General features: G+C 73.2%; 19 protein-coding genes. 6 read left to right on the top strand and 13 right to left on the bottom strand.

The genetic code is table 11. The features are described from left to right. Window positions 1-23: 23 nt before the first annotated feature. From AC2EAQ_RS11490 to rsmB, 3 genes are read right to left on the bottom strand one after another with little or no spacing between them, the layout of a single operon-like run. Window positions 24-2357 carry a sensor histidine kinase gene (locus AC2EAQ_RS11490; protein ID WP_484643749.1) on the bottom strand — a complete coding sequence of 778 codons (2334 nt, stop codon included), beginning with the start codon at window positions 2355-2357 and terminating at the stop codon, window positions 24-26. Further along, on the bottom strand, window positions 2354-3064 hold the full coding sequence (locus AC2EAQ_RS11485) for a DUF4390 domain-containing protein (RefSeq protein ID WP_484643747.1): 711 nt from the start codon (window positions 3062-3064) through the stop codon (window positions 2354-2356). Before AC2EAQ_RS11485 ends, AC2EAQ_RS11490 begins: the two co-directional genes overlap by 4 nt. Before the next feature lie 14 nt (window positions 3065-3078). Then, window positions 3079-4413 carry a 16S rRNA (cytosine(967)-C(5))-methyltransferase RsmB gene (gene rsmB / locus AC2EAQ_RS11480; protein ID WP_484643745.1) on the bottom strand — a complete coding sequence of 445 codons (1335 nt, stop codon included), beginning with the start codon at window positions 4411-4413 and terminating at the stop codon, window positions 3079-3081. Between the two features lie 84 nt (window positions 4414-4497). Here rsmB and folE point away from each other — a divergent pair, with 84 nt between their 5' ends. After that, window positions 4498-5229, top strand: coding sequence for a GTP cyclohydrolase I (folE, locus tag AC2EAQ_RS11475; RefSeq protein WP_484643742.1), 732 nt, complete (start codon window positions 4498-4500; stop codon window positions 5227-5229). Between the two features lie 2 nt (window positions 5230-5231). Next, window positions 5232-5660, top strand: a complete 429-nt coding sequence (locus AC2EAQ_RS11470; RefSeq protein WP_484643740.1) for a BLUF domain-containing protein — start codon at window positions 5232-5234, stop codon at window positions 5658-5660. Window positions 5661-5675: 15 nt separating this feature from the next. Here the strand turns inward: AC2EAQ_RS11470 and AC2EAQ_RS11465 are convergent, their stop codons facing one another. The 5 genes from AC2EAQ_RS11465 to AC2EAQ_RS11445 all read right to left on the bottom strand — a co-directional run bounded on the left by AC2EAQ_RS11465 (window position 5676) and on the right by AC2EAQ_RS11445 (window position 9825). After that, window positions 5676-6554, bottom strand: a complete 879-nt coding sequence (locus AC2EAQ_RS11465) for a hypothetical protein (protein WP_484643738.1) — start codon at window positions 6552-6554, stop codon at window positions 5676-5678. 65 nt (window positions 6555-6619) lie between these two features. After that, complete coding sequence (locus AC2EAQ_RS11460) at window positions 6620-7168, bottom strand: LemA family protein (protein WP_484643736.1); 549 nt, start codon at window positions 7166-7168, stop codon at window positions 6620-6622. Window positions 7169-7176: 8 nt separating this feature from the next. Then, window positions 7177-7896 (bottom strand): 7-cyano-7-deazaguanine synthase QueC, encoded by a 720-nt coding sequence (queC, locus tag AC2EAQ_RS11455; protein ID WP_484643733.1) that lies wholly within the window; start codon window positions 7894-7896, stop codon window positions 7177-7179. Then, a complete protein-coding gene (locus tag AC2EAQ_RS11450; protein WP_484643731.1) occupies window positions 7893-8528 on the bottom strand; it encodes a DJ-1/PfpI family protein in 636 nt (211 codons plus the stop codon). The genes queC and AC2EAQ_RS11450 overlap by 4 nt, the downstream gene beginning before the upstream one ends. Window positions 8529-8544: 16 nt before the next feature. Continuing rightward, window positions 8545-9825 (bottom strand): glutamate-5-semialdehyde dehydrogenase, encoded by a 1281-nt coding sequence (locus AC2EAQ_RS11445; RefSeq protein WP_484643729.1) that lies wholly within the window; start codon window positions 9823-9825, stop codon window positions 8545-8547. Window positions 9826-9885: 60 nt separating this feature from the next. Between AC2EAQ_RS11445 and AC2EAQ_RS11440 the strand changes: the two genes are divergently transcribed. Further along, the gene (locus tag AC2EAQ_RS11440; protein WP_484643726.1) at window positions 9886-10503 is read left to right on the top strand and encodes a LysE/ArgO family amino acid transporter; all 618 of its coding nucleotides are present in this window, start codon (window positions 9886-9888) and stop codon (window positions 10501-10503) included. Between the two features lie 27 nt (window positions 10504-10530). Here AC2EAQ_RS11440 and AC2EAQ_RS11435 read toward each other — a convergent pair whose 3' ends face one another. Together AC2EAQ_RS11435 and AC2EAQ_RS11430 are read right to left on the bottom strand one after the other, a co-directional pair. Then, entirely contained in the window at window positions 10531-11508 is a 978-nt protein-coding gene (locus tag AC2EAQ_RS11435; protein ID WP_484643724.1) for an AEC family transporter, read from the bottom strand. A 22-nt stretch (window positions 11509-11530) separates the two neighbouring features. Continuing rightward, on the bottom strand, window positions 11531-14104 hold the full coding sequence (locus AC2EAQ_RS11430; protein ID WP_484643722.1) for a DNA topoisomerase III: 2574 nt from the start codon (window positions 14102-14104) through the stop codon (window positions 11531-11533). A gap of 93 nt (window positions 14105-14197) precedes the next feature. Between AC2EAQ_RS11430 and AC2EAQ_RS11425 the strand changes: the two genes are divergently transcribed. The 3 genes from AC2EAQ_RS11425 to AC2EAQ_RS11415 are packed head-to-tail and all read left to right on the top strand — an operon-like array spanning window position 14198 to window position 16489. Next, window positions 14198-14680, top strand: coding sequence for an SET domain-containing protein (locus AC2EAQ_RS11425; protein WP_484643719.1), 483 nt, complete (start codon window positions 14198-14200; stop codon window positions 14678-14680). Beyond that, entirely contained in the window at window positions 14677-15669 is a 993-nt protein-coding gene (locus AC2EAQ_RS11420; protein WP_484643717.1) for a biotin--[acetyl-CoA-carboxylase] ligase, read from the top strand. Before AC2EAQ_RS11425 ends, AC2EAQ_RS11420 begins: the two co-directional genes overlap by 4 nt. 1 nt (window position 15670) lies before the next feature. After that, window positions 15671-16489 carry a hypothetical protein gene (locus tag AC2EAQ_RS11415; RefSeq protein WP_484643714.1) on the top strand — a complete coding sequence of 273 codons (819 nt, stop codon included), beginning with the start codon at window positions 15671-15673 and terminating at the stop codon, window positions 16487-16489. Here the strand turns inward: AC2EAQ_RS11415 and AC2EAQ_RS11410 are convergent. The 3 genes from AC2EAQ_RS11410 to gap form a co-directional block, all read right to left on the bottom strand. Beyond that, window positions 16481-18427 carry a S8 family serine peptidase gene (locus AC2EAQ_RS11410; RefSeq protein ID WP_484643710.1) on the bottom strand — a complete coding sequence of 649 codons (1947 nt, stop codon included), beginning with the start codon at window positions 18425-18427 and terminating at the stop codon, window positions 16481-16483. The two genes, AC2EAQ_RS11415 and AC2EAQ_RS11410, sit on opposite strands and share 9 nt — an antisense overlap. A 64-nt stretch (window positions 18428-18491) precedes the next feature. Next, window positions 18492-20585, bottom strand: a complete 2094-nt coding sequence (locus AC2EAQ_RS11405) for a S8 family peptidase (RefSeq protein WP_484643706.1) — start codon at window positions 20583-20585, stop codon at window positions 18492-18494. A 157-nt stretch (window positions 20586-20742) separates the two neighbouring features. Then, window positions 20743-21744, bottom strand: coding sequence for a type I glyceraldehyde-3-phosphate dehydrogenase (gap, locus tag AC2EAQ_RS11400; RefSeq protein ID WP_484643702.1), 1002 nt, complete (start codon window positions 21742-21744; stop codon window positions 20743-20745). Between the last annotated feature and the right edge of the window lie 65 nt (window positions 21745-21809).

Here is a 21809-nt window from a genome sequence, read left to right as displayed (position 1 = left end):
GGGGGCGTGGGGGGCCGGCTCGGTCAGGCGGGGGTCCGGTCGGCGTCTTTCGGGGTCGGCGGTGCGTCGGGAAGCAGCGCGAATGATAGCGACACCCGCGCGCCGCCCGGGGGGGTGTTCTCGGGGGTGCCGGCAGGGGGCGGCAGGTTGCCCAGGCGGATGCGCGCGCCGTGTTCGTCGGCGATCTTCTTCACCACCGCCAGCCCCAGGCCGGTGCCCTTGGCCTTGGTGGTGACGTAGGGCTCGAAGGCGCGCTTGAGCACCTTGTCGGCGAAGCCGGGGCCGTTGTCCTGCACCACCAGGCGCACGGCGCGCGCGGGGGCGCGCTCGTCCGGGCGGTCGGCGCGCTCGGTCTTGTCGCCGCGCAGCAGCTCGGTGCTCACGATGACGCGACCGTCCGGGCGGTCGGCCACGGCGTCCAGCGCGTTCTGCACCAGGTTGTGCACCACCTGGCGCAGCTGGGTGGCGTCGCCGCGGATGCGCGGCAGGCCGGGCGCGCACTGCGCCTCCAGCCGGCCGCGGTCGGCCGCCTCGCCGTACAGCGCCAGCACCTCGCCCACCAGCGCGTTCAGGTCCAGCGGCACCAGTTGCGCAGCGGGCAGGCGCGCGTAGTCGCGGAACTCGTTGACCAGCGTCTTCATCGCGTCGACCTGCGCCACGATGGTGGCCACCGACCGCTGCAGCAGCCCGGCATCGTCGCCGCCGAGCTTGGCCTGCAGCTTGTGCTGCAGTCGCTCGGCCGACAGCTGGATCGGCGTCAGCGGGTTCTTGATCTCGTGCGCCAGCCGTCGCGCCACCTCGCTCCAGGCCGCCTGGCGCTGCGCCGACACCACCTCGGAGATGTCGTCGAACACCAGCAGCCGCGCGTCGGCGGGCAGCGCGGCGCCGCGCACCAGCAGGCTCAGCGTGTCGGAGTCGCGCCCGGCGCCGGGCACATTGGCCGGCGCGCTGCCGGGGGCCGGCAGCTCGAACGCGTCCTGCCAGTGGTCGCGCTCGCCGGCCTCGGGGCTGGCGGCGTGCAGGTCGAAGCGCTGCCACACCGCCTGCGCGAAGTCGGCCAGGCCGGGCACGTCGGCCAGCTCCTGGCCGCGGTAGGCCGACAGCGGCAGCTTCAGGATCCGCGTGGCGCCGGGGTTCACGGTGTCGATGCGGCGCTCGGCGTCGAACACGATCACGCCGGCGGTCAGGCTGTCGAGGATGGTCTGCAGGTGGGTGCGCGCGCTTTCCAGCTCGGTCACGCCGCGCTGCACCTGCTCGCGCGCGTGGCCCAGCTGCTCGGTCATCTGCGCGAAGCTGCGCGTCAGGCCGCCGATCTCGTCGCGCGACGCGGACACCGGCTTGGCGCCCAGGTCGCCGGCGGCCACCTGCTTCACGCCTTCGGCCAGCAGCAGCAGCGGCCGCGCCAGCTGCGTGCCCAGCACCGCCGCCAGCAGCACCGCACCGAACACGGCCAGGATCAGCGCCAGCGTCAGCGTGCCCAGGTACATGCGGCGCAGGCCGTCGCGCGCCAGCGCGCGCTGCTGGTACTCGCGGTAGGCGCTCTGCACCGCCAGCGCATTGCTGGCCACGGCGGTGGGGATGGCCTGCACCACCAGCAGGTAGCGGTCCTCGCTGCCGAAGGCCACGTCGGCCGCGGGCAGGCGCGCCAGCGCCTTGACGCGGGCCCGCGCCACGGCGTTGGCCACCGACTCCTCGTCCAGGCCCTCGATCTGCGTCACCACGCGCTGGTTGCGCGCCTCGCGCAGCATGGTGGGCGTGGGCCGCTCGGGCGCGATCGACAGGCCGCCGCGGCTGGCGGTCACCAGCACCTGGCCGGTGGCCGACACCAGCGCCACCTCCTGCGCCGAGAGCTGCTCGCGCAGCCGCTCGAACGCCAGCGGCCCCGGCAGCGTGCGGGTCTCGCCCAGGCGCTCGGCGGCCACGCGGGTCTTGGTGCCCAGGTCGGCCACCAGCGCGTCGAGCGTGCCGCGGCCCAGGTCGATGCCGGCGTCCAGCGCGCTCTGCACCTTGGCATCGAACCACACCTCGATGCTGCGCGACACGAACTGCACGCTCACGGTGTAGATCAGCACGCCCGGCAGCACGCCCACCAGCGCGAAGATGCCGGCCAGCTTGATCAGCAGGTTGCTGCCGAACTTGCCCTGGCGCTTGCGCACCGCCAGCCGCAGCGCCGCCAGCAGGATCACCAGCGACAGCACCGCGGCCACGGCCAGGTTGAGCCAGAACAGCCAGGCCATGTGGCGCTCGACGAAGCTGCCGCCCTGCCCGGTGAGCGACAGCACGAACAGCAGTACCAGGGCCACGCCGGCGAACGCCACCGCGGCGACCACCCAGCCCCAGCGCGAGGACTTGGTCATTTGGCGTCGGGGCGCGCGTCGGGCCGCGCGCCTTCGGGGCGGACCTCGGGGCGGGCTTCGGGGCGGGCCTCGGGGCGGGCCTCGGGCCGCACGTCCACCCGCACGGTGCGGTCGACACCCAGGTTCCAGTCGCCGCCGCCGCCCACGCCCGTCAGGCCGATCTGCAGCGGCCGCGGCAGCTGCGACGTGTCCAGCTCCCAGGAGAACTCCACGTAGGGCTTGGCGTCGGCGTCCACGGCCGCGGCGTCGGCCACGCGCCAGGCGCTGGCGCGGGTCATCGCGGCCATGGCCTCGGCCAGCGTGGCATGGCTCTGGCCCAGGCCGCCCTGGCTGACGCGCCAGCTCGACGTGAGCGGCTGGTAGGTGAGCCGCCACTCGCGCCGCACGCGCGCCACCCGGTCGTCGCGCCAGTACCAGCGCGGCTTCCACAGCGTGGCGCTGGCGCTGAAGTACAGCGGCACGCCGCGCTGGGCGGCTTCCTCCACGGCGCGCGGCAGCGTCACGCGCAGCTGGTAGTCCAGCGCGACGGTGTCGGCACCGCGGGCGGCGGACAGTGCCAGCACTTCCACGCCCTGGGCCCAGGCGCGCGGCGCCAGCATCAGCAGCAGCACGGCCAGGGCCGCCGCCGCGGCGCGCACGGCCATGCCCCGCAGGCCCCGCCTTGCGCGGAGCCCGGTGGGCTGGCGTGCCGCGACGACGGAGGACATGGGCGGGGCTCGGTTCAGCGTGGGCTGGGTGCCTTGTGCAACAGGGCGTAGTAGAAGCCGTCACCCGACGGCGCTGCCCCTGCCGGCCCATTGTCCGGCAGGCCCGGCAGGTGGCCGGGCGACGCGGGGTCGAGGCGGGCCGAGTCGGCACCGGCCCGTTGCAAAAAAGCGTCGATCTGCGCCCGGCCCTCGGCCACGAACACCGAACAGGTGGCGTAAAGCAGACGCCCGCCCGGCGCCACCAGCGGCCACAGCGCGTCCAGCAGCTCGGCCTGCACCCGGGCCAGGGCGGCGATGTCGTCGGGCCGGCGCAGCCAGCGCACGTCCGGGTGCCGGCGCACGATGCCCGACGCGCTGCAGGGCGCGTCCAGCAGCACGGCGTCGAAGGGCCGGCCGTCCCACCAGGTGGCGGGGTGGCGCGCGTCGGCGGCGCGCAGCGTGGCCGCCAGGTGCAGCCGCGCCATCGTGTCCTTCACGCGCAGCAGGCGCTGGGCGTCGGAATCGATCGCGGTGACATCGAAGTCGCCCAGCTCCAGCAGGTGGGCGGTCTTGCCGCCCGGCGCGGCGCAGGCATCGAGCACGCGGGCGCCGTCGGGCAGGCGGTGGGCGCCCTCGCCCACGAGCAGGGGCGCGGCGAGCTGGGCCGACAGGTCCTGCACCGACACGTCGCCCTCGGCAAAGCCCGGCAGCGCGCTCACCGGGCAAGGCTCGGCCAGCACCACGGCCACGTCGCCCACGGCCTGCGCGGCCAGGCCCTGCACGGCCAGGCGCTGCACGTACTGCGCCGCGGTGCCGCGGCGGCGGTTCACCCGCAAGGTCATCGGCGGGTGGCGGTTGGCCTGGGCCAGCAGCGCCTCCCACTGGCCCGGCCAGTCGCGGCGCACGCGCTCGATCCACCACGCCGGGTGGTTGAAGGCGCCCACCGGGTCGTGCGCGGCGGCGGCGGCCAGCGCGTCGCGCTCGCGCACGAAGCGGCGCAGCACCGCATTGACGAAGCCGGCGGCCGCGCCGACGCGGCGCCGCGCCGCGTGCACGGCCTGGTCCACCAGGGTGTGGTCCGGGTAGGGGGCGCGCTCGCCGGGCCCGGGCGGCCACAGCAGCGCCAGCGCGGTGAGCAGCAGCGCGTCCACCTCGCGCGGCGGCGGCTTGGGCGCCATCAGGGCGCGCGCCGCGCGCGCGCTGCCCAGGCGGCGCAGGGCGTGGAAGGCCAGCGACTGGGTGCCCGGGCGGGCCGCGGCCGGCACCCCGGCCAGCAGGTCGGTCAACGAGCGGCCGGCCTGCACGCCCTGGACCATGTCGGCGGCATGGTTGAGCAGCAGGGCGAGCGCGGGGGCGGCGGCGGGGGTCACGGGCGCAGTCTACGCACCGCCCGGCACGCCGGGCCGCGAGGCGGCACAATCGCCAGCCCACTCAAGGCGTCAGAGGATCGTCCGATGAGCCAGGCCACCATGCCCATCTTCCGCAACGAGGACGACCTCGCCAAGCTGCCCGCGTCCGAACGCATCCGCTACCGCCTGGTCGGCGCGGACTGCCGCTTCCACGCCAACGACAACATCGCCGCCTACGTGCGCGACGGCGAGCTCGAGGAGCTCAAGGCCGAGGTGCAGGCGAAGATGAAGGAGGTGCTGGCCGCACTGGTGATCGACACCGACAGCGACCACAACACCAACGACACCGCCAAGCGCGTGGCCAAGATGTTCATCGACGAGGTGTTCGCCGGCCGCTACCGCGCCGCGCCCTCGGTGACCGAGTTCCCCAACGCGTCGCGCCTGAACGAGCTGATGATCGTCGGCCCGATCAAGGTGCGCAGCGCCTGCTCGCACCACCTGTGCCCGATCCTGGGCAAGGTGTGGATCGGCATCATGCCCAACGAGTTCTCCAACCTGATCGGGCTGTCCAAGTACGCGCGCATCTGCGACTGGATCATGAGCCGCCCGCAGATCCAGGAGGAGGCGGTCATCATGCTGGCCGACGAGCTGCAGCAGCGCGTCAAGCCCGACGGCCTGGCCATCGTGATGGAAGCCGACCACTTCTGCATGCACTGGCGCGGCGTCAAGGACGACGACTCGGCGATGACCAACTCGGTGATGCGCGGATCGTTCCTGAAGGACGCCAACCTGCGTCGCGAGTTCCTGTCCCTGCTGCCCAAGAAGAGCGCCAACTGACCATGCTTGTCCGACTGATGTACACCAGCCGCGCCGTGGCCGCGGTCGACCAGGAAGAACTGCTCGCGATCCTGAAGCAGAGCAAGGCCAACAACACGCGCAGCGGCGTCACCGGCGCGCTGTGCCTGTGCAGCACCGAGCGCATCTTCATCCAGGTGCTCGAGGGCGGCCGCGAGGCGGTCAACGCGCTGTACCGGCGCATCCTGGCCGACGCGCGCCACACCGACGCGGTGCTGCTGCACTACCAGGAGATCGACGAGCGGCGCTTTCCCGGCTGGTCCATGGGGCAGGTGAACATGTCGCGCCTGAACCCGGCGCTGCTGCTGAAGTATTCCGAGTCGGCGCGACTGGACCCCTACGCGGTCAGCGGCAAGGCCACGATGGCGCTGTTCGAGGAGCTGGTGGCCACGGCCGCGATCATGGGCCAGTAGCCGCGCCGCGGCGGCTCAGCCGCGCGGCGGGTCGACCTCGACGAACTGGCGCCCGAGCTCGGGCGGGATCGGGCAGTCCAGCAGGGTGGCGGCCAGGCGCAGCGCGTCGGCCGCCTCGCCATGCAGGGCCTGGCCGTCGGTCAGCTCGCGCGCCGCGTCGTACCAGCGCCGCACCAGCACCGGCCGCAGCAGCCAGGGCATGGCCTGCAGCGCCCGCAGCGCGCGCAGCGACGCGTCGATGTCGTGCCCGGAGCGCAGGGGCACCGAGATGCGGTCGTGCCAGGGCGAGGCGACGATGTCGTACCAGGTCTGGCCCACGAGCTGGTGGCCGGACAGGTCCAGCGTCAGGTCGGGCGCGGGCACCAGGTGCGACAGGAAGGCCGAGAACACGCACACGCAGTGGGCGAGGTCCTCGTCGAGCACGTCCAGGTCGGCGCGGGCCGCCTCCGGCGGCGACACCGCGCTGCCCGCGAGCAGGTGCCGCAACGCCACCCAGCGCAGCTGGTCCATGCGGGTGACCATGCCGTCGGCGGTCATCATGCGCCGCGCCGCGATGACCACCTCCTGCCGCGCGGCCACCGGCCCCGGAGCGAGGCGGCGCGCGAAGTGCTCGAACCACGGCAGGCGGCGATGCGCCGGCAGCGAGGCGATGTCGTCGAACAGGCGCAGCGCGTCGGGCAGGTCGCGCGCGAACTCGATCCAGACCACGCGCTCGTGCGAGCTGCGGGCGGTGACCATCAGCGCCAGCGTCGCGCACTGCCAGGCCAGCGGTTCCTGCAGCGCGGACAGCCGTGCCAGCGGCTCGCGCAGCGCCGGGTCGCCCTTGTCCGACCGGGACGGCCGCACATGCACCAGATGGGCCGACCGGGGCAGCGTCGACGGCGACAGCGACATGGGCGCGATTGCACCACGAAGGCCCGCCGCGGACCACCTTGCGGGGCCCGCGGACACAGGAAGTTTCAAAGACGTCCGATGCGCCGGAAGCCGAACAGCGGCGCCAGCAGCCGCGTGGGCCATTGCGCGACCGCGGCATCGTGGGCGGCGGTCGCGTCGTTGAACCACTGCCGCGTGGCCACCACGCGCGCCACCGCACCGTCGATCTCGGCGCGAGCGGCGGCCAGCGGCGCGTCCTTGCGCAGCGCCGCCACGCGCTCGATCGCGCGGTGCATGTCGCCCAGTGCGTCGGCCAGCGCCGCCTCGTGCAGGCCCAGCGCGGCCAGGGTCTGCGTCTCCTTCAAGGGGCGATGCGCGACCGCCGCGACGTCGGCGCGGCACTGCGCCAGCGCCGCCACCACCGCGTCGAGCGTGCCGTGCCCGTCGGGCAGCAGCCCGCGCAGGCGCAGGGCCAGCGACGCCACCAGGCGCTCGCGGCGCTGCACCGCCTCCTCCACCTGGGCCCAGGCGGCGACGATCGCGGCGCGCAGCGCGACCACGCGGTTGTAGGCCCCCACCACCCAGGCCAGCAGCACGACCGCCGCGACGAGCCAGCCGATCACTTCCGCGTCCATCGCCGGGCTCAGGCGGATGCCGACTGCAGCCAGAGGGCATGCCCGCGCGCGCGCAGCACGCAGGCGGGGCACCGGCCGCAGCCGTGGCCCCAGGCGTGGCGCTGCCCACGCTCGCCCAGGTAGCAGGTGTGGGTGTGCTCGACCAGCAGGTCCACGAGCGCGTCGCCGCCGAGCTCGCGCGCCAGGGCCCAGGTGGCGGCCTTGTCGAGGAACATCAGTGGCGTCTCCACCGTCATCGGGCGCGCCAGCCCGAGCGACAGCGCCACCTGCATCGCCTTGAGCGTGTTGTCGCGACAGTCGGGGTAGCCGGAGTAGTCGGTCTCGCACATGCCGCCCACCAGCACCGACGCGCCGCGGCGCATGGCCAGCGCCGCCGCCGCGGTCAGGAACAGCAGGTTGCGCCCGGGCACGAAGGTGTTGGGCAGGCCGTCGGCCTGCATCTCGATGGCGCGCTCGCTGGTCAGCGCGGAATCGCCCAGCGCGCGCAGCAGCGACAGGTCCAGCAGGTGGTCGTCGCCCAGGCGCGCGGCCCAGTGCGGGAAGCCGTCGCGCAGCCCGCGCCGCACCGCCAGCCGGCAGTCGAGTTCGATGCGGTGGCGCTGGCCGTAGTCGAACGCCACCGTCTCGACGCGGGCGAAGCGCTGCAGCGCCCAGGCCAGGCAGGTGGACGAGTCCTGCCCGCCGGAAAACAGCACCAGCGCCGTGCGCGCGTCGGGCGCGGGGGTCATTGGCGGCGCGGCACCACGTGCACGTAGTCGGGCGCCTGGCGATGCGCCTGCGCCCCGCCGTGGCGCACGCCCTCGGGGTAGTACTCGGCGGCGAGCTGCACCTTGCCCGCCACCTGCGGGCTGTCGTGGCGGGCGATGAACTCCAGCGCCATGTCGATGCCCGCCGACACGCCGGCGGAGGTCCACACCGGGCCGTCGACGACGAAGCGCTCCTCGACCACGCGCACGTCGCCGAACTTGCGCAGCCGCTCCAGCGACGACCAGTGGGTGGTGGCGCTGCGGCCGGCGAGCAGGCCGGCCTTGTGCAGCAGGAAGGCGCCGGTGCACACCGACAGGATCGCCTTGGCCGCCGGCGCGCGCTGCACGATGAAGTCGATCAGCGCCGGGTTATCCACCTCGCGCCGCGTGCCCTGCCCGCCCGGCACCACCAGCACGTCGAGCTCGGGGCAGGAAGCGAAGTCGTGGTCGGGCACCACGCTCAGGCCCTTGGCGCAGCGCACCGGCTGGGTGGTCTGCGCCACCAGCGTCGGCGCGGGCTTGCCGGCCACGAGGCTCCACATGCCGAGCATCTCCCAGGGGCCGACGAAGTCCAGCTCCTCGACGGCCGTGAAGACCAGGATGCCGACCTTCATCGGGCGCGCGCTCGGGTCATGAGCGGGTCTCGCCCTGGCCGAGCACGATCCACTTCAGCGAGGTCAGGCCTTCCAGGCCGACCGGCCCGCGGGCGTGGAACTTGTCGGTCGAGATGCCGATCTCGGCGCCCAGGCCGTACTCGAAGCCGTCGGCAAAGCGGGTGCTGGCGTTGACCATCACGCTGGCCGAGTCCACCTCGCGCAGGAAGCGCATCGCGTTGGCGTGGTTGCGCGTGAGGATGGCGTCGGTGTGGTGCGAGCCGTAGCGGGTGATGTGCTCGATCGCCTCGTCGAGCGAGGCCACCACCTTGACGCTCATCACCGCGGCCAGGTACTCCTCGGACCAGTCGGCCTCGGTGGCGTCGGCCAGCTTCAGGCCAGGCACGCCGGCCAGCAGGGCGCGCGCGCGCGGGTCGCAGCGCAGTTCCACCCCCTTGGGCGCCCACAGCGCGCCCAGGCGCGGCAGGAAGGCCGCGGCCTGCGCCTCGTGCACCAGCAGCGACTCGGCCGCATTGCACGGGCTCACCTTCTGCATCTTGGCGTTGTCGGTGACGCGCAGCGCCATCTCCAGGTCGACCTCGGCGTCGACGTAGACATGGCAGTTGCCGTCGAGGTGCTTGATCACCGGCACCTTCGCCTCGCGGCTGATGCGCTCGATCAGGCCCTTGCCGCCGCGCGGGATGATCACGTCCACGTACTCGGGCATGGCGATCAGCCGGCCCACGGCGTCGCGGTCGGTGGTCTGCACCAGCTGCACCGCGTCGGCGGGCAGGCCGGCGTCGCCGAGCGCGGCCTGCACCATCTGCGCCAGCGCGCGGTTGGAGTGCAGCGCCTCGGAGCCGCCGCGCAGGATCGCGGCGTTGCCGCTCTTGATCGCCAGCGACGCGGCCTCGATGGTCACGTTGGGCCGGCTCTCGTAGATCATGCCGAACACGCCCAGCGGCACGCGCATGCGCCCCACCTGGATGCCGCTCGGGCGTCGCTTCAGCTCGGTGATCTCGCCCACCGGGTCGGGCATCGCGGCGAGCTGCTCGCAGCCCACGGCCAGGGTCTCGAGGATCGACGGCGTCAGGCGCAGCCGGTCCACCATCGGCGCGGCCAGGCCGGCCGCCGCGGCCGCGTCGACGTCCTGCGCATTGGCCCGGGCCAGCGCCGGCCCGGCCTCGCGCAGGCGGCGCGCCAGCGCGCGCAGCGCCGTGTCCTTGGCCGCGCTCGGGGCGGCCGCCATCGCACGCGAGGCGGCGCGCGCGGCGGCGCCCATCAGGGCCAGGGTGGAGGCGATGTCGCTGGGGCTCATGGGCGGCATTGTCCCAAATCGCCCGCGCCGCGGCCCGGCAGCCCTCCACAATGGCGGCCCATGGACGCCCGCCTCGTGCTGTTCGGCCAGTCGATGCTGATCGGCCTGTCGATCGCCGCGCCGGTGGGGCAGATCGGTGTGCTGGCGATCCAGCGCACGCTGCAGCAGGGCCGGGCCGCCGGGCTGGCCACCGGCCTGGGGGCGGCGGTGGCCGACGCGCTCTACGGCGCCATCGGCGCCTTCGGCGTCGGCGCGCTGATCGCCTGGCTGGTGGACCACCGCAGCGCCTTCGTCGGCGCCGGTTCGCTGGTGCTGCTGTGGATGGCGTGGCGCATCGCGCGCCAGGCGCCGGCCACGCCGGGCGCAGCGGCGTCGCGGCCGGCCGACTGGCTGCGCCATTTCGGCTCGACCTTCTTGCTGACGCTGTCCAACCCGACCACGATCCTGTCGTTCATCGCCGTCTTCGGCGCCATCGCCGGCCGCACCGCGGCCGCGTCGCCGTGGCTGATGGTGGGCGGCGTGCTGGTCGGCTCGGCGCTGTGGTGGCTGGTGCTGGCCTGGGTGGTGGGCCGGCTGCGCACGCGCTTCGACGCGCGCTGGCAGCGCCGCGTCAACCAGGGCTCGGCCGCGCTGCTGGCCGGACTGGCGCTGTGGCAGCTGGCGTCGCTGCTGCGCTGAGCGATCCGGCGCGTCGCCCCAAGGGCGTCAGGCAAAGCGCGACAGCACCGCGAGCCACAGGCCCGCCGTCACGACGAAGGCCACGGTGGAAGCCACGATGGCCGCCGTGGCCTCGGCCTCCAGCGTGGCGTAGCGCTGCGCGAACAGCAGCGCGTTGCTGCCCACCGGCAGCGCCGCGGCCATCACCAGCACCGCCAGCGGCACGCCGGACAGGCCGAAGCCCCAGTGCGCCACCGCCAGCACCGCCGCCGGCAGCAGCACCAGCTTGCCCAGCATCACCGCGGTGGCGCCGCGCAGGTGCCCCTTCACGCCGTACTGCGACAGCGACACGCCGATCAGCACCAGGCACAGCGGCACCACCGCCGTACCCAGCGTGGCGAGGATCTCGTCGATCAGCGACGGCAGCGGCAGGCCGGCGAGGTTCCACACCAGCCCCGCCAGCACCGGCAGCACCACCGGGTGGATCAGCGTGTTGCGCGCGGTGGTCAACAGGGTACTGCGAAGCGACGCCGGCGCACCGTCGCGGCCGGCGGCGCGCGCCAGGTCCAGTTCCACCAGCACCGTCAGGATGGTGAGGATCAGCAGCGCGTGGATGCTGATCAGCGGGATGTGGATCGCCAGCCCCGCCTCGCCGAACAGCGCGGCCGAGAACGGGATGCCCAGCTGCACCGTGTTGCCGAAGGCCACCGAGATCGCGCGCGCCGTGGGCACGGCCGGCGATGCCGGCCCGCGCAGGCGCTGCCAGGCGTACACCGCGAGCATCACGCCGATCACCGGCACGAAGAACGCGGCGATGGTGCGCCAGGGCATGGTGGCGAAGTCCAGCCGCGCCGTGGTGCGAAACAGCAGCGCCGGGATGAACACGTGGAACGCCACGTTGGACAGCACGCGCGCCGCGTCGCTGCCCGGCGTGCCGGCCAGCAGCCACTTCATGCGCCCGGCGACGTAGCCGATGGCCGCGGTGGCCAGCACCGCCAGCAGCTTGATCGCGATGGCGGCGGTCACCGGCGCGCCCCGCCCGGCAAGGTCACGCGGCGTCCTTCTTGGCGGCGGTCTTCTTCGCTGCCGCCTTGGCCGGCACCTTGGCCGCGCGCGGCTCGAACTCGAACACCACCTTGCCTTCCTTCTTGTCGTAGGCGAGGAAGGCCTTGAACTTGCGCCGCGTCTTGTTGGAGACGAAGTTCTCCAGCAGCGCGGTCTTGCCGCTGGCCAGCAGGCGCGTCATCTCCTCGCGCGGCACCGGCTGCTGCAGGATGATCTTGCCGCTCTTGAAGTCGCAGGTGACGTGCGCGCCCACGGCGTGCTCGCACACGTAGCTCGTGCCGTGCTCGTAGACATGGCCCTTGCACTTCGGGCACGCGCCCAGGCTGTCCTGGCCGGTGAAGTCCACCGGCTCGCCGTCGGCCTTGTCCTTGGCGCTGTCGCCGAAGTCGAACTCGAGCTTCCAGTTGCGGATCTCGTCGTCGAACACCAGCTTCAGCTCGGCGGTGAACGGCCAGCCGGCCTTGGAACGGAAGCCCTCCAGCGGCCCGACCTTCTTGTCGCGCAGGAAGGCTTCCACCTCGGCGATCTCGAAGGCTCGGCCTGCGGGGATCTTGGTGATCGAGAAGTCGCAGGCCTCGCAGGCGTAGCGGCGGTAGTTCTCCTTGACGGTGCCGCCGCAGTTCGGGCAGGGCGTCGCCAGCGTCGCGTAGTCGCCGGGGATCGTGTCGCGGTCGTACTCCTTGGCCTTGCGCACGATGCGCTCGGCCATCTTGGCGATCTCGGCCATGAAGGCGTCGCGCGCCAGGCGCCCGTGCTCCATCTCGGACAGCTGGTACTCCCAGTTGCCGGTCAGCTCGGGCTTGGTCAGGTCGTCGATGTCCAGGCCGCGCAGCAGCGTCATCAGCTGGAAGGCCTTGGCCGTGGGGATCAGCTCGCGGCCCTCGCGCAGCATGTACTTCTCGGCCAGCAGGCCCTCGATGATGGCCGCGCGCGTGGCCGGGGTGCCCAGGCCCTTCTCGTTCATCGCCGCGCGCAGTTCCTCGTCGTCGATCAGCTTGCCCGCGCCTTCCATCGCCGACAGCAGCGTGGCTTCGGTGTAGCGCGCGGGCGGGCGGGTCTTCATCGCGTTGACGTCGATGTCGGCCGCCTTGACCTTCTCGCCCTCGGCCACCGCCACCAGGTTGGCGTCGTCCTCCTGCACTTCCTTGCCGTACACGGCCTGCCAGCCGGCGTTGACCAGCACCTTGCCGTTGGTCTGGAAGCGGTGGTCGCGGCCGCCGGCGTGCACCGTGGACACGCGGGTGGTGACCAGAAACTCGGCGCTCGGGTAGAACACCGCGATGAAGCGCTTGACCACCAGGTCGTACAGCTTGGCCTCGATGTCGGTCAGCGCCTTGGGCGCCTGCAGCGTCGGAATGATGGCGAAGTGGTCCGACACCTTGGTGTTGTCGAACACGCGCTTGGACGGCTTGACGTAGCCCTGCTTGACCGCCTTGGCGGCGTGGCGCGACAGCTCCGCCAGCGGGCCGGGCAGGTCCTCGCCGGCCAGCATGGCCATGGTGTCCTTGGCCACCTTGAGGTAGTCCTCCGGCAGGGCGCGGCTGTCGGTCCGGGGGTAGGTCAGCACCTTGTGCTTCTCGTACAGCGCCTGCGCCAGCGACAGCGTGGTCTTGGCCGAGAAGCCGAAGCGCGAGTTCGCCTCGCGCTGCAGCGTGGTCAGGTCGTACAGCAGCGGGCTGGCCTGGGTGCTGGGCTTGGCCTCGTCGACCACGGTGGCGCTGCCGCCCAGGCAGGCCTGGCGGATCGCCTGCGCGGTGGGCTCGTCCCACAGCCGGTCGGCCCGCGCCTCGGCGTCGTCGCCCTTCCTGAAGGCCGGGTCGAACCACTTGCCCTCGTAGCTGCCGGCCGCGGCCAGGAAGGTGGCCTTGACCTCCCAGTAGTCGCGCGCGACGTGCTTGCGGATCTTCTCCTCGCGCTCGACCACGATCGACAGCGTGGGCGTCTGCACCCGGCCCACGGTGGTGAGGAAGAAGCCGCCGTCGCGCGAGTTGAAGGCGGTCATCGCCCGCGTGCCGTTGATGCCCACCAGCCAGTCGGCCTCGGAGCGGCTGCGCGCCGCGTCGGCCAGGCCGAGCAGCTGCTCGTCGCTGCGCAGCTTGTCGAAGCCCTCGCGGATCGCCGCCGGCGTCATGCTCTGCAGCCACAGGCGGCGCACCGGCTTGTCGATCGGCTTCTTGCCGCCGGCGTACTGCACGATCAGGCGGAAGATCAGCTCGCCCTCGCGGCCCGCGTCGCAGGCGTTGATCAGCTCGGTGACGTCCTTGCGCTTGACCTGCTTGACCACCGCCGACAGGCGCGACTTGGCCTTGTCGATCGGGGCCAGGTCGAAGTGCGGCGGCACCACCGGCAGGTGCGCGAAGCTCCACTTGCCGCGCTTGACGTCGTACTCCTCGGGGGCCTGGATCTCCACCAGGTGGCCCACCGCCGAGGTGACCACGTAGCGGTCGTTCTCGAAGTGGTCGGCGTGCTTCTCGAACTTGCCGGCCACGGGCGTGAGCGCGCGCACGATGTCCTGCGCCACGCTCGGCTTCTCGGCAATGATCAGTGACTTGGTCATGTGGTGTCGTGCCTGACGAATACGGGTGCCTACAATCCGGGCCTCGCGCGCACGTGCATGCGCACGCGCGCGCCCATGAAATCAATGTACCGAATGAAGACCGACAAGCAAGCCAACCCCGCTGCCGCCGCCGGCCGCCGCATCCAGGTCCGCCGCTCCGGTGTCCACGGCAAGGGGGTCTATGCCCTGCAGCCGCTGGCCAAGGGGGAGACCATCATCGAGTACAAGGGCGAGCGCATCACCTGGCCCCAGGCCCTGAAGCGCCACCCGAGCAACCCGGACGACCCGAACCATACCTTCTTCTTCCACATCGACGACGACCACGTGATCGACGCCGGGGTGGGGGGCAATGCCGCGCGCTGGATCAACCACGCCTGCAACCCCAACTGCGAGGCCGACGAGCAGGACGGCCGCGTCTTCATCAAGGCGCTGCGCAGCATCAAGCCGGGCGAGGAGCTGTTCTACGACTACGGGCTGACGATCGACGACCGCTACACCCCGAAGCTCAAGCGCGAGTACGCCTGCCGCTGCGGCGCGCGCAACTGCCGCGGCACGATGCTGGCCCCGAAACGATGATCCAGGGCACGCGCGACTTCGACGCCCCGGCAGCGCACCTGCACTGGGCGGCGGAGGCGCTGTGGCAGCAGCTGGAGCCGCACCTGCCGGGCATCTCGGTGGAGGTGCTGGCGCGGGCGGAGTCCACCAACACGCTGCTGCTGGAGCGGGCCCGCTCCGGCGGCGGCCGCCACGACGCGCCCATCACCACCCCGGGCGAGCTGGAGGCACTGCGCCAGCGCGGCGCGCGCGACGAACGCGCCGGCCCCTACGGCCGCCGTTCCGGCGACACCCAGCCCTGCCTGCTGGTGGCCGAGCACCAGACCCTCGGGCGCGGCCGCATGGGCCGCGGCTGGCTGTCGGCGCCGGGGGCGTCGCTCACCTTTTCCATCGGCCTGCCGCTGTCGCCGCGCGACTGGTCGGGCCTGTCGCTGGCCGTCGGCGTGGCACTGGCCGACGCCCTGGAGCCGCCCGAGCCGGGCGCGCCCTCGCCGCGCATCGGCCTGAAGTGGCCCAACGACCTGTGGCTGGTCGACGCCCCGGGCCAGGGTCGTAAGCTCGGCGGCGTGCTGATCGAGACCGTGCCGGTCGGCGGGCGCCGCATGGTGGTCGTGGGCGTGGGCCTGAACGTGGCGCCGCTGCCCGCGTCGCCGGCACCCCTTCCGCCGATGACGCACGGCCATGCCTGCCTGCAGGAGATCGCGCCCGCCCTCACCCCGCCCGCCGTGCTGCACCGGGTGGCCCTGCCGCTGGTGCGCGCGCTGCAGCAGTTCGAGCGCGAAGGGTTCGCCGGCTTCGCCAGCGCCTATGCGCGACGCGACCTGCTGCGGGGCCAGCGGGTCAGCGCGGTGGACACCGCCGCGGCCGGCCGTCCCGACGGCACCGTCGAAGGCACGGCCGACGGCGTGTCGGCCCACGGCGCGCTGCGCCTTCGCACCGACGACGGTGCCGTGCGCGAGATCGCCAGCGGCGAAGTCAGCGTGCGCCTGACGCCGTCTTCCGGGAACTGACATGCTGCGCTGGGCGGTGCTTGCGCTGCTGCTGGCCAACGGGCTGTTCTGGGCCTGGAGCCGGGGCTGGCTCGGCGTGACGCCGGGCCCGCAGCGCGAGCCCTGGCGCCTGGACCAGCAGGTGCGCCCCGACAGCGTGCGCGTGCTGCCGCCGGACAGCGTGCCGCCGGCCGCTGCCGCCAGCGCGGCCAGCGCCGCCCTGGGCCCGGCCAGTGCGGCCAGTGCGACCCTGGCCGCCAGCGCGCCGTCCGGCGCACCCGCCAGTGCCCCTGCCGGTGCGGCTAGCGGCGTGGCCGCGCCCGCGTCCGCCGCCCTGGCGGCTTCGGCCGCGGCCAAGTCGGCGCTGGCCTGCTTCGAGTCGCCGCCGCTGGAACCCGCCGCGCTGCTGGCCACCGAGCAGGCCCTGGTGGCCGTGCTGCCGGCACGCGGCTGGATCCGTGCCAGCCGCGAGACGCCGGCGCAGCACGCGGTGGTGGTGGGCCCGCTCGCCGGCCGCGAGGCGGTGCAGAAGAAGCGCGACGAACTGGCGCGGCTGCGCGTGGGGGCCGAGGAGGTGCGCCTGCCGGGTGACGCCGGCACCGGGCTGGCGCTGGGCCGCTACGAGACGCCAGCTGCGGCGCAGGCCGCCCTCGACGGCTTCGCGCAGCGCGGCGTGCGCACGGCCCGCGTGCTGCTGCTGCGCGGCGCCGGCACCGAGACCCGCCTGCGCATCGAGAACGTGACGCCGGCGCAGGCCGACGCGCTGCGCGCCTTCAGGACGCCGTCGCTGGGCACGGGCGGCCTCGTGGCCTGCGCCAGCGCGGCCGTCCCGTCACGCTGACGGGGCGCCGCGCCGCCGCCGGCCGGCCACGACCAGCCCGAGGCTCACCAGCGCCAGCGCGGCCAGCCAGCCGCCACTGGACGCACCCCCGCCGCCCGACCCGCCGCCGCTGGCCGGCGGCGTGCCGCCCGGGCGGTCCGGGCCGAGCGCCGCCGCGGCGCGCAGCTCGGCGCTGTCGATCGACTCCGCACCGCGTGCCGGTGCCACATAGGCCGCCGGGTCGGCGGCATAGGCCAGCGCCTGGCGGATGTCCAGGATGCCGGCCCCGCAGGTCTGCGGGGTGCACAGGCAGCGTCCCGGGTTGGCACTGCTGCACTCGGCCACGCCGGGCACCGGCGACACGACGTGCGGGCGTGCCGAGCGGCGCAGGCCGTCGACGATCTGCGCGTGCGTCAGCGCCGGGTTCACCGACAGCATCAGGCTCACCGCGCCGGCCACCACCGGTGCGGAGAAGCTGGTGCCGAAGTACGAGAAGTAGGCTTCGCCCGCCGGAGCGGTGTCGCCGAGATTGCCGATCGACAGCAGCCCGCTGTCGGCGAGGCTGGCCCAGGCACCGTCGTTGTCGTCGCCCCCCACGGTGGCGATGCCGCTGGCCGTCAACTCCGGGCCGAAGTTGGAGTAGTTGCTCTTGAAGCCGTCGCGGTTGAGTGCCGCCACACCGACGACGCCGGGGCACTTGGCCGGGCGCGTGGGCGTGCCGTACTCGTTGCCGGCCGCCGCCACCACCACCACGCCCAGCGAGCGCAGCTCGTCGATCGCGCCCTGGTAGGGCGCGCAGTTGCCGGTGCCGCCGAAGCTGATGTTGATCACGCGCACCGGGTTGGCGTTGCGCGGCGCGAGTTCGATGCAGTTGCCCGCCGAGTCGCTGCGCCGACACACGTCGGCCAGGCCGGCCGCCCAGCGCATGCCGTCGACGATGTCGTCCACGTCGGCGCCGCACTTGGTCGCCACGCGCACCGGCACCACGCGGCCCTGCCAGTTCATCGCGGCCACGCCGACGCCGTTGTCGGTGTTGGCGAACAGCATGCCGGCGATCGCGGTGCCGTGCCAGGAACTGGGTTGGATGGCGCAGCTGCCGAAGCGGGTGGCGTCGCGCGCGCGGTCGGCCTGGTCGACCCAATCGCCCGGGTCGCTCGGGTCGGGGTCGCGGCCGTCACCGTCGTTCGAGTACGCGGTGTCGGCCACGAAGTCGTAGCCGGGCAGCACGCGGCCGGTCAGCTCGGCATGGGCGGTGATGCCGTTGTCGAGCACGGCCACGCGCGACGCGGCGCTGCCGATGCCCACCTGCACCCAGGCGTTCAGGAAGCCGGGCACGCCGCGCAGCCGCTGCTCCAGCGGGACGGCGTCGCTGCCCTGTGCCGGCTGCAGCCACCACTGGCCGGCAAATCCGCCGAAGAATGGGTCCGACGGCGGCTGGCCCGCCAGCTGCAGCCGGTGCTCACGCGTCACGGGTTCGGCCCAGGCCACCTCGGGCCGGGCCGCCAGCCGGGCGGCCAGGGCCTGGGCCTCCTCGCGCGACATGGGGCGGTCGAGCTCGAGCCGCTGGGCGCGCGAGCCGGTGGCGCGGCGCGCCGCCAGACGCAACCCGGGCGTGGCCGCGACCACGCCCTGCCAGCGGGCGGCTTCGCGCAGCGACGCTGACGGCCCCCCCTCGCCGAGGCCCGCGGCCGCGCGCTGGGCGCGGTCGGCGCGGCCGCGCATCAGGCTGGCATGGGTGGGGGCATCGCGCAGCTCGACGAGGATCGCCCGCACCGGCGGCGTCGCCGGCGTGGCGGCCCTGGCGGCGGCCATGGGGGGCGCGGCGTGGGCTCCGGTCAGCGCCAGCCACAGGCCGGCGGCCAGGGTCAGGGCTGCACGGCGGGACGCACTCTGCATCACGGGACGGGCGCAGTCGGGGCCGGCTCCGGCCTCGCGCGCCGGGCAATCGGCGGAACTCATCGGATGGGGATTATCGAGCCGACCACCCAGGGGACTGGCCGGCGTCAGCGCCGGCATTTTCGCCCTATTCCACGAACCGTCTCGAGTCCTGGCGCAGCGGCACCGGGCGAACGCGCACGCGGCGCATCGCCCGCGCCGCGGCGCCGCGGCGTGCGAGCAGGACCGTCGCCGTGGCCAGCGCCAGCAGCCAGGCCCAGGACATCGAGCCCCCGCCGCCGCCACCACCACCACCGCCGCCCGAGCCGCCACCACCACCACCGCCCGAGGCCGCCGCCACGTCGACCGGGAAGTCGACCGCCGTGACGAAGCCGCGGTCGTCGGTGAGGGCCAGCTGCACCACCACGCGCCCGGCCGCCGACGCCGTCAGTGCCACGGTCGTGCCATCGGTTGCGCCGTCGAAACCCGACACGATCCCGCCCGCCTGTACCAGGCTCCAGCGCCGCGACGCGATGCTGCGCCCGCCCGGAACCAGCGAAGCGCTGCTGGTGAGGGAAAAGGCCGTGCCGGCCTGCGGGCTGGAGGTCGGCACGGCCAGCGCCACGGCCGGCTGAAGCAGCTCGCCGAGGTTGGCCGCTCCGATGGCCGCACGCACCGCCGCATTCGCGTCGAGCATGCCCGCGCCGCAGGTGCTGGTGGTGCAGTAGCACTCACCCTGGTCGAAGTTGCCCGGTGCCTGGCAGGCCTGCAACGGCTGGTTGTTGCTGTCGAGCAGGCCGCTCGCCGGGAATGGCCGGGCACTCGACATCACCAGCGAGCGCAGCTGCGCCGGCGTGAGGTTCGGCCGCACCGACAGCATCAGGGCCGCCGCGCCCGACACCAGAGGGGCCGAGAAGCTGGTGCCGACGCTGGCGTTGTTGCCGTCCGAGTAGGTGTTCGTGCCCGGGCCCTGCGTCCCGGCATTGGTGGTGGTCAGGATCGGATAGAGGCAGCTGCCGCTGAGGTTGACGCAGTTGCCCCCGGGTGCGGCGATCGACAGCTCGGGCCCGATGTCGGAGAAGCCCACCTTGCTGCCCACATGGCGCAGGCCGGCCACCCCGATGGCGCCGGCACAGTTAGCCGGCGATCCCGAGGCGCGGCCGGCCGAATTGCCGGCGGCGGCCACCACCACCGCGCCGACGGCATTGACCGCCGCCACCGCATTGGTTTCGCTTACCGAACAGGCGCCGCTGCTGCCCAGGCTCAGGTTCAGCACCTTGGCCGGCGTGGGATTGTTCGGGACGCCCGGCACGGACAGACCCGCGGCCCAGCGCATGGCGTTGACGATGTCGCTGGTGTAGCCGAAGCACTTGCCCAGCGCGCGCACCGGCAGCACGCGCACGTGTCCGCCGGAACCGGCCATGCCGAGCGCGTTCTGCGTCGAGGCGGCCACGATGCCGGACACCTGCGTGCCATGCCAGGAACTTTCGGACACCTCGCACCCGTCCCAGAACGTGGTGTCGGCGTCGATCTGCTGCTGCGTCAGGTAGTCGCCCGGATCGCTCGGGTCCTCGTCGACGCCGTTGCTGTCATTGGAGATGCGCAGGTCGGAGACGAAGTCGTAGCCAGGCAGCAGCTTGCCGGCGAGGTCCGGGTGGTTCAGGCGAACGCCGGTGTCGATCACCGCAACAATGACCGACGGATTGCCGGTGTGCAGGTCCCAGGCCGTGACGGCGTTGATGGCCGAGCGCAGCGTGCTGTCCGGGGCACGCAGGTACCACTGGCCCGCGGCCGGCCCCTGGGGGCCGGTCACGCTGCTGAACAACGGATCGTTCGGCACGGCGACGCGGCGCACGCGGCGGTCGGGCTCGGCGTACTCCACCTCGGAGTCGGCGGCCAGGCGCGCCGCGAGCGCGGCCGATCCGATGCCGTCGGCCATGACCACCTGCGAGTCCATGCCCACCGGCACGCCGGCGCGCAGCACCAGCCCGTGGCGCGAACCGAGGGCCGAAGCGCGCGCGGCCAGGCGGCCGGCCACGTCAGCGGACGACGCACCGGCAGCGAGCGCATGCGCGCGCAGCGTCGTCGACGCCTCGCGGAACTTGACGATCACCCGGGCGTGCCCGGCGCTGTCGGCCAGCGGCAGCGGCCGGGTCGGCACGCGTTCGGCCTGGGCGGCGACGGGGGGAGCGAAGGCGGCGAAGGCGGCCGAGACCGCCAGGCAGAGGGAGGCAATGCGCATCCCGGGAGTCTAAAGACCGATTGGCCCGAAGGTGTTAAGCAGTGTGTGCCATCGGAGCGACCCCCAGCCGCCCGTGAAATACGGCTCGGTCCGCCGGCCTCACGCCCCCACGAAAAAGCCGCCCGCAGGCGGCTTGTCGGGAGGCCACGCGGGCGCGTCAGCGGCCCATCACGCGCACCATCTCGAGCACCTTGTTCGAGTAGCCCCACTCGTTGTCGTACCAGGCCACCACCTTGACGAAGGTGCCGTCGAGCATGATGCCGGCGTCGGCATCGAAGACACTGGTGCAGGGCTCGCCGCGGAAGTCGGTGGCCACGACCTTGTCCTCGGTGTAGGCCAGCACGCCCTTCATCGGGCCCGCGGCCGCGGCCTTCATCGCGGCGCAGATCTGCTCGTAGGTGGTGTCCTTGACCAGTTCCACGGTCAGGTCGACCACCGACACGTCGGAGGTGGGCACGCGGAACGACATGCCGGTGAGCTTCTTGTTCAGCTCGGGGATCACCTTGCCCACCGCCTTGGCCGCGCCGGTGCTGCTGGGGATGATGTTCTCCAGGATGCCGCGGCCGCCGCGCCAGTCCTTGTTGCTCGGGCCGTCCACGGTCTTCTGCGTGGCGGTGGCCGCGTGCACCGTGGTCATCAGGCCGCGCTTGATGCCGAAACTGTCGTGCAGCACCTTGGCCACCGGGGCCAGGCAGTTCGTGGTGCACGAGGCGTTGGAGATGATGGCCTCGCCGGCGTACTTGGCGTGGTTGACACCGTAGACGAACATCGGCGTGTCGTCCTTGCTCGGCGCGCTCTGGATCACCTTCTTCGCGCCGGCGTCGATGTGCTTCTGGCAGGTGTCGAGCGTGAGGAACAGGCCCGTGCTTTCCACCACCACGTCGGCACCGACCTCGCCCCACTTCAGCGCCGCGGGGTCGCGCTCGGCGGTCAGGCGGATGCGCTTGCCATTGACCACCAGCGTGTTGCCGTCCACGGCGATGTCGCCCTTGAAGCGGCCGTGCACGCTGTCGTACTTCAGCATGTAGGCCAGGTAGTCGGGCTCGAGCAGGTCGTTGATGCCGACGATCTCGATGTCGTCCTTGAAGTTCTGCACCGCGGCGCGGAACACCATGCGCCCGATGCGGCCGAAACCGTTGATGCCTACCTTGATTGCCATGTCGTCGTGCTCCGTGAGGAAGTGAGGGGTTGTCGGATCTGGAACTGCGGTGTGCCGGCCGGGGG

Source organism: Aquabacterium sp. T101 (genome assembly GCF_057219775.1).
Note: the sequence above shows the minus strand (reverse complement) of the source record. Positions and strands in the feature narration are given on the sequence as shown.

Excerpts from the sequence above, each read along its gene's own strand:
- AC2EAQ_RS11420 (WP_484643717.1), top strand. The coding sequence starts at position 14,677 with ATGATCCAGGGCACGCGCGACTTCGACGCCCCGGCAGCGCACCTGCAC.
- queC (WP_484643733.1), bottom strand. The coding sequence starts at position 7,896 with ATGACCCCCGCGCCCGACGCGCGCACGGCGCTGGTGCTGTTTTCCGGC.
- AC2EAQ_RS11425 (WP_484643719.1), top strand. The coding sequence starts at position 14,198 with ATGAAGACCGACAAGCAAGCCAACCCCGCTGCCGCCGCCGGCCGCCGC.
- AC2EAQ_RS11470 (WP_484643740.1), top strand. The coding sequence starts at position 5,232 with ATGCTTGTCCGACTGATGTACACCAGCCGCGCCGTGGCCGCGGTCGAC.
- AC2EAQ_RS11410 (WP_484643710.1), bottom strand. The coding sequence starts at position 18,427 with ATGAGTTCCGCCGATTGCCCGGCGCGCGAGGCCGGAGCCGGCCCCGAC.
- AC2EAQ_RS11450 (WP_484643731.1), bottom strand. The coding sequence starts at position 8,528 with ATGAAGGTCGGCATCCTGGTCTTCACGGCCGTCGAGGAGCTGGACTTC.
- AC2EAQ_RS11445 (WP_484643729.1), bottom strand. The coding sequence starts at position 9,825 with ATGAGCCCCAGCGACATCGCCTCCACCCTGGCCCTGATGGGCGCCGCC.
- AC2EAQ_RS11460 (WP_484643736.1), bottom strand. The coding sequence starts at position 7,168 with ATGGACGCGGAAGTGATCGGCTGGCTCGTCGCGGCGGTCGTGCTGCTG.
- AC2EAQ_RS11490 (WP_484643749.1), bottom strand. The coding sequence starts at position 2,357 with ATGACCAAGTCCTCGCGCTGGGGCTGGGTGGTCGCCGCGGTGGCGTTC.
- gap (WP_484643702.1), bottom strand. The coding sequence starts at position 21,744 with ATGGCAATCAAGGTAGGCATCAACGGTTTCGGCCGCATCGGGCGCATG.
- AC2EAQ_RS11415 (WP_484643714.1), top strand. The coding sequence starts at position 15,671 with ATGCTGCGCTGGGCGGTGCTTGCGCTGCTGCTGGCCAACGGGCTGTTC.
- AC2EAQ_RS11485 (WP_484643747.1), bottom strand. The coding sequence starts at position 3,064 with ATGTCCTCCGTCGTCGCGGCACGCCAGCCCACCGGGCTCCGCGCAAGG.
- folE (WP_484643742.1), top strand. The coding sequence starts at position 4,498 with ATGAGCCAGGCCACCATGCCCATCTTCCGCAACGAGGACGACCTCGCC.
- AC2EAQ_RS11430 (WP_484643722.1), bottom strand. The coding sequence starts at position 14,104 with ATGACCAAGTCACTGATCATTGCCGAGAAGCCGAGCGTGGCGCAGGAC.
- AC2EAQ_RS11440 (WP_484643726.1), top strand. The coding sequence starts at position 9,886 with ATGGACGCCCGCCTCGTGCTGTTCGGCCAGTCGATGCTGATCGGCCTG.
- AC2EAQ_RS11405 (WP_484643706.1), bottom strand. The coding sequence starts at position 20,585 with ATGCGCATTGCCTCCCTCTGCCTGGCGGTCTCGGCCGCCTTCGCCGCC.
- AC2EAQ_RS11465 (WP_484643738.1), bottom strand. The coding sequence starts at position 6,554 with ATGTCGCTGTCGCCGTCGACGCTGCCCCGGTCGGCCCATCTGGTGCAT.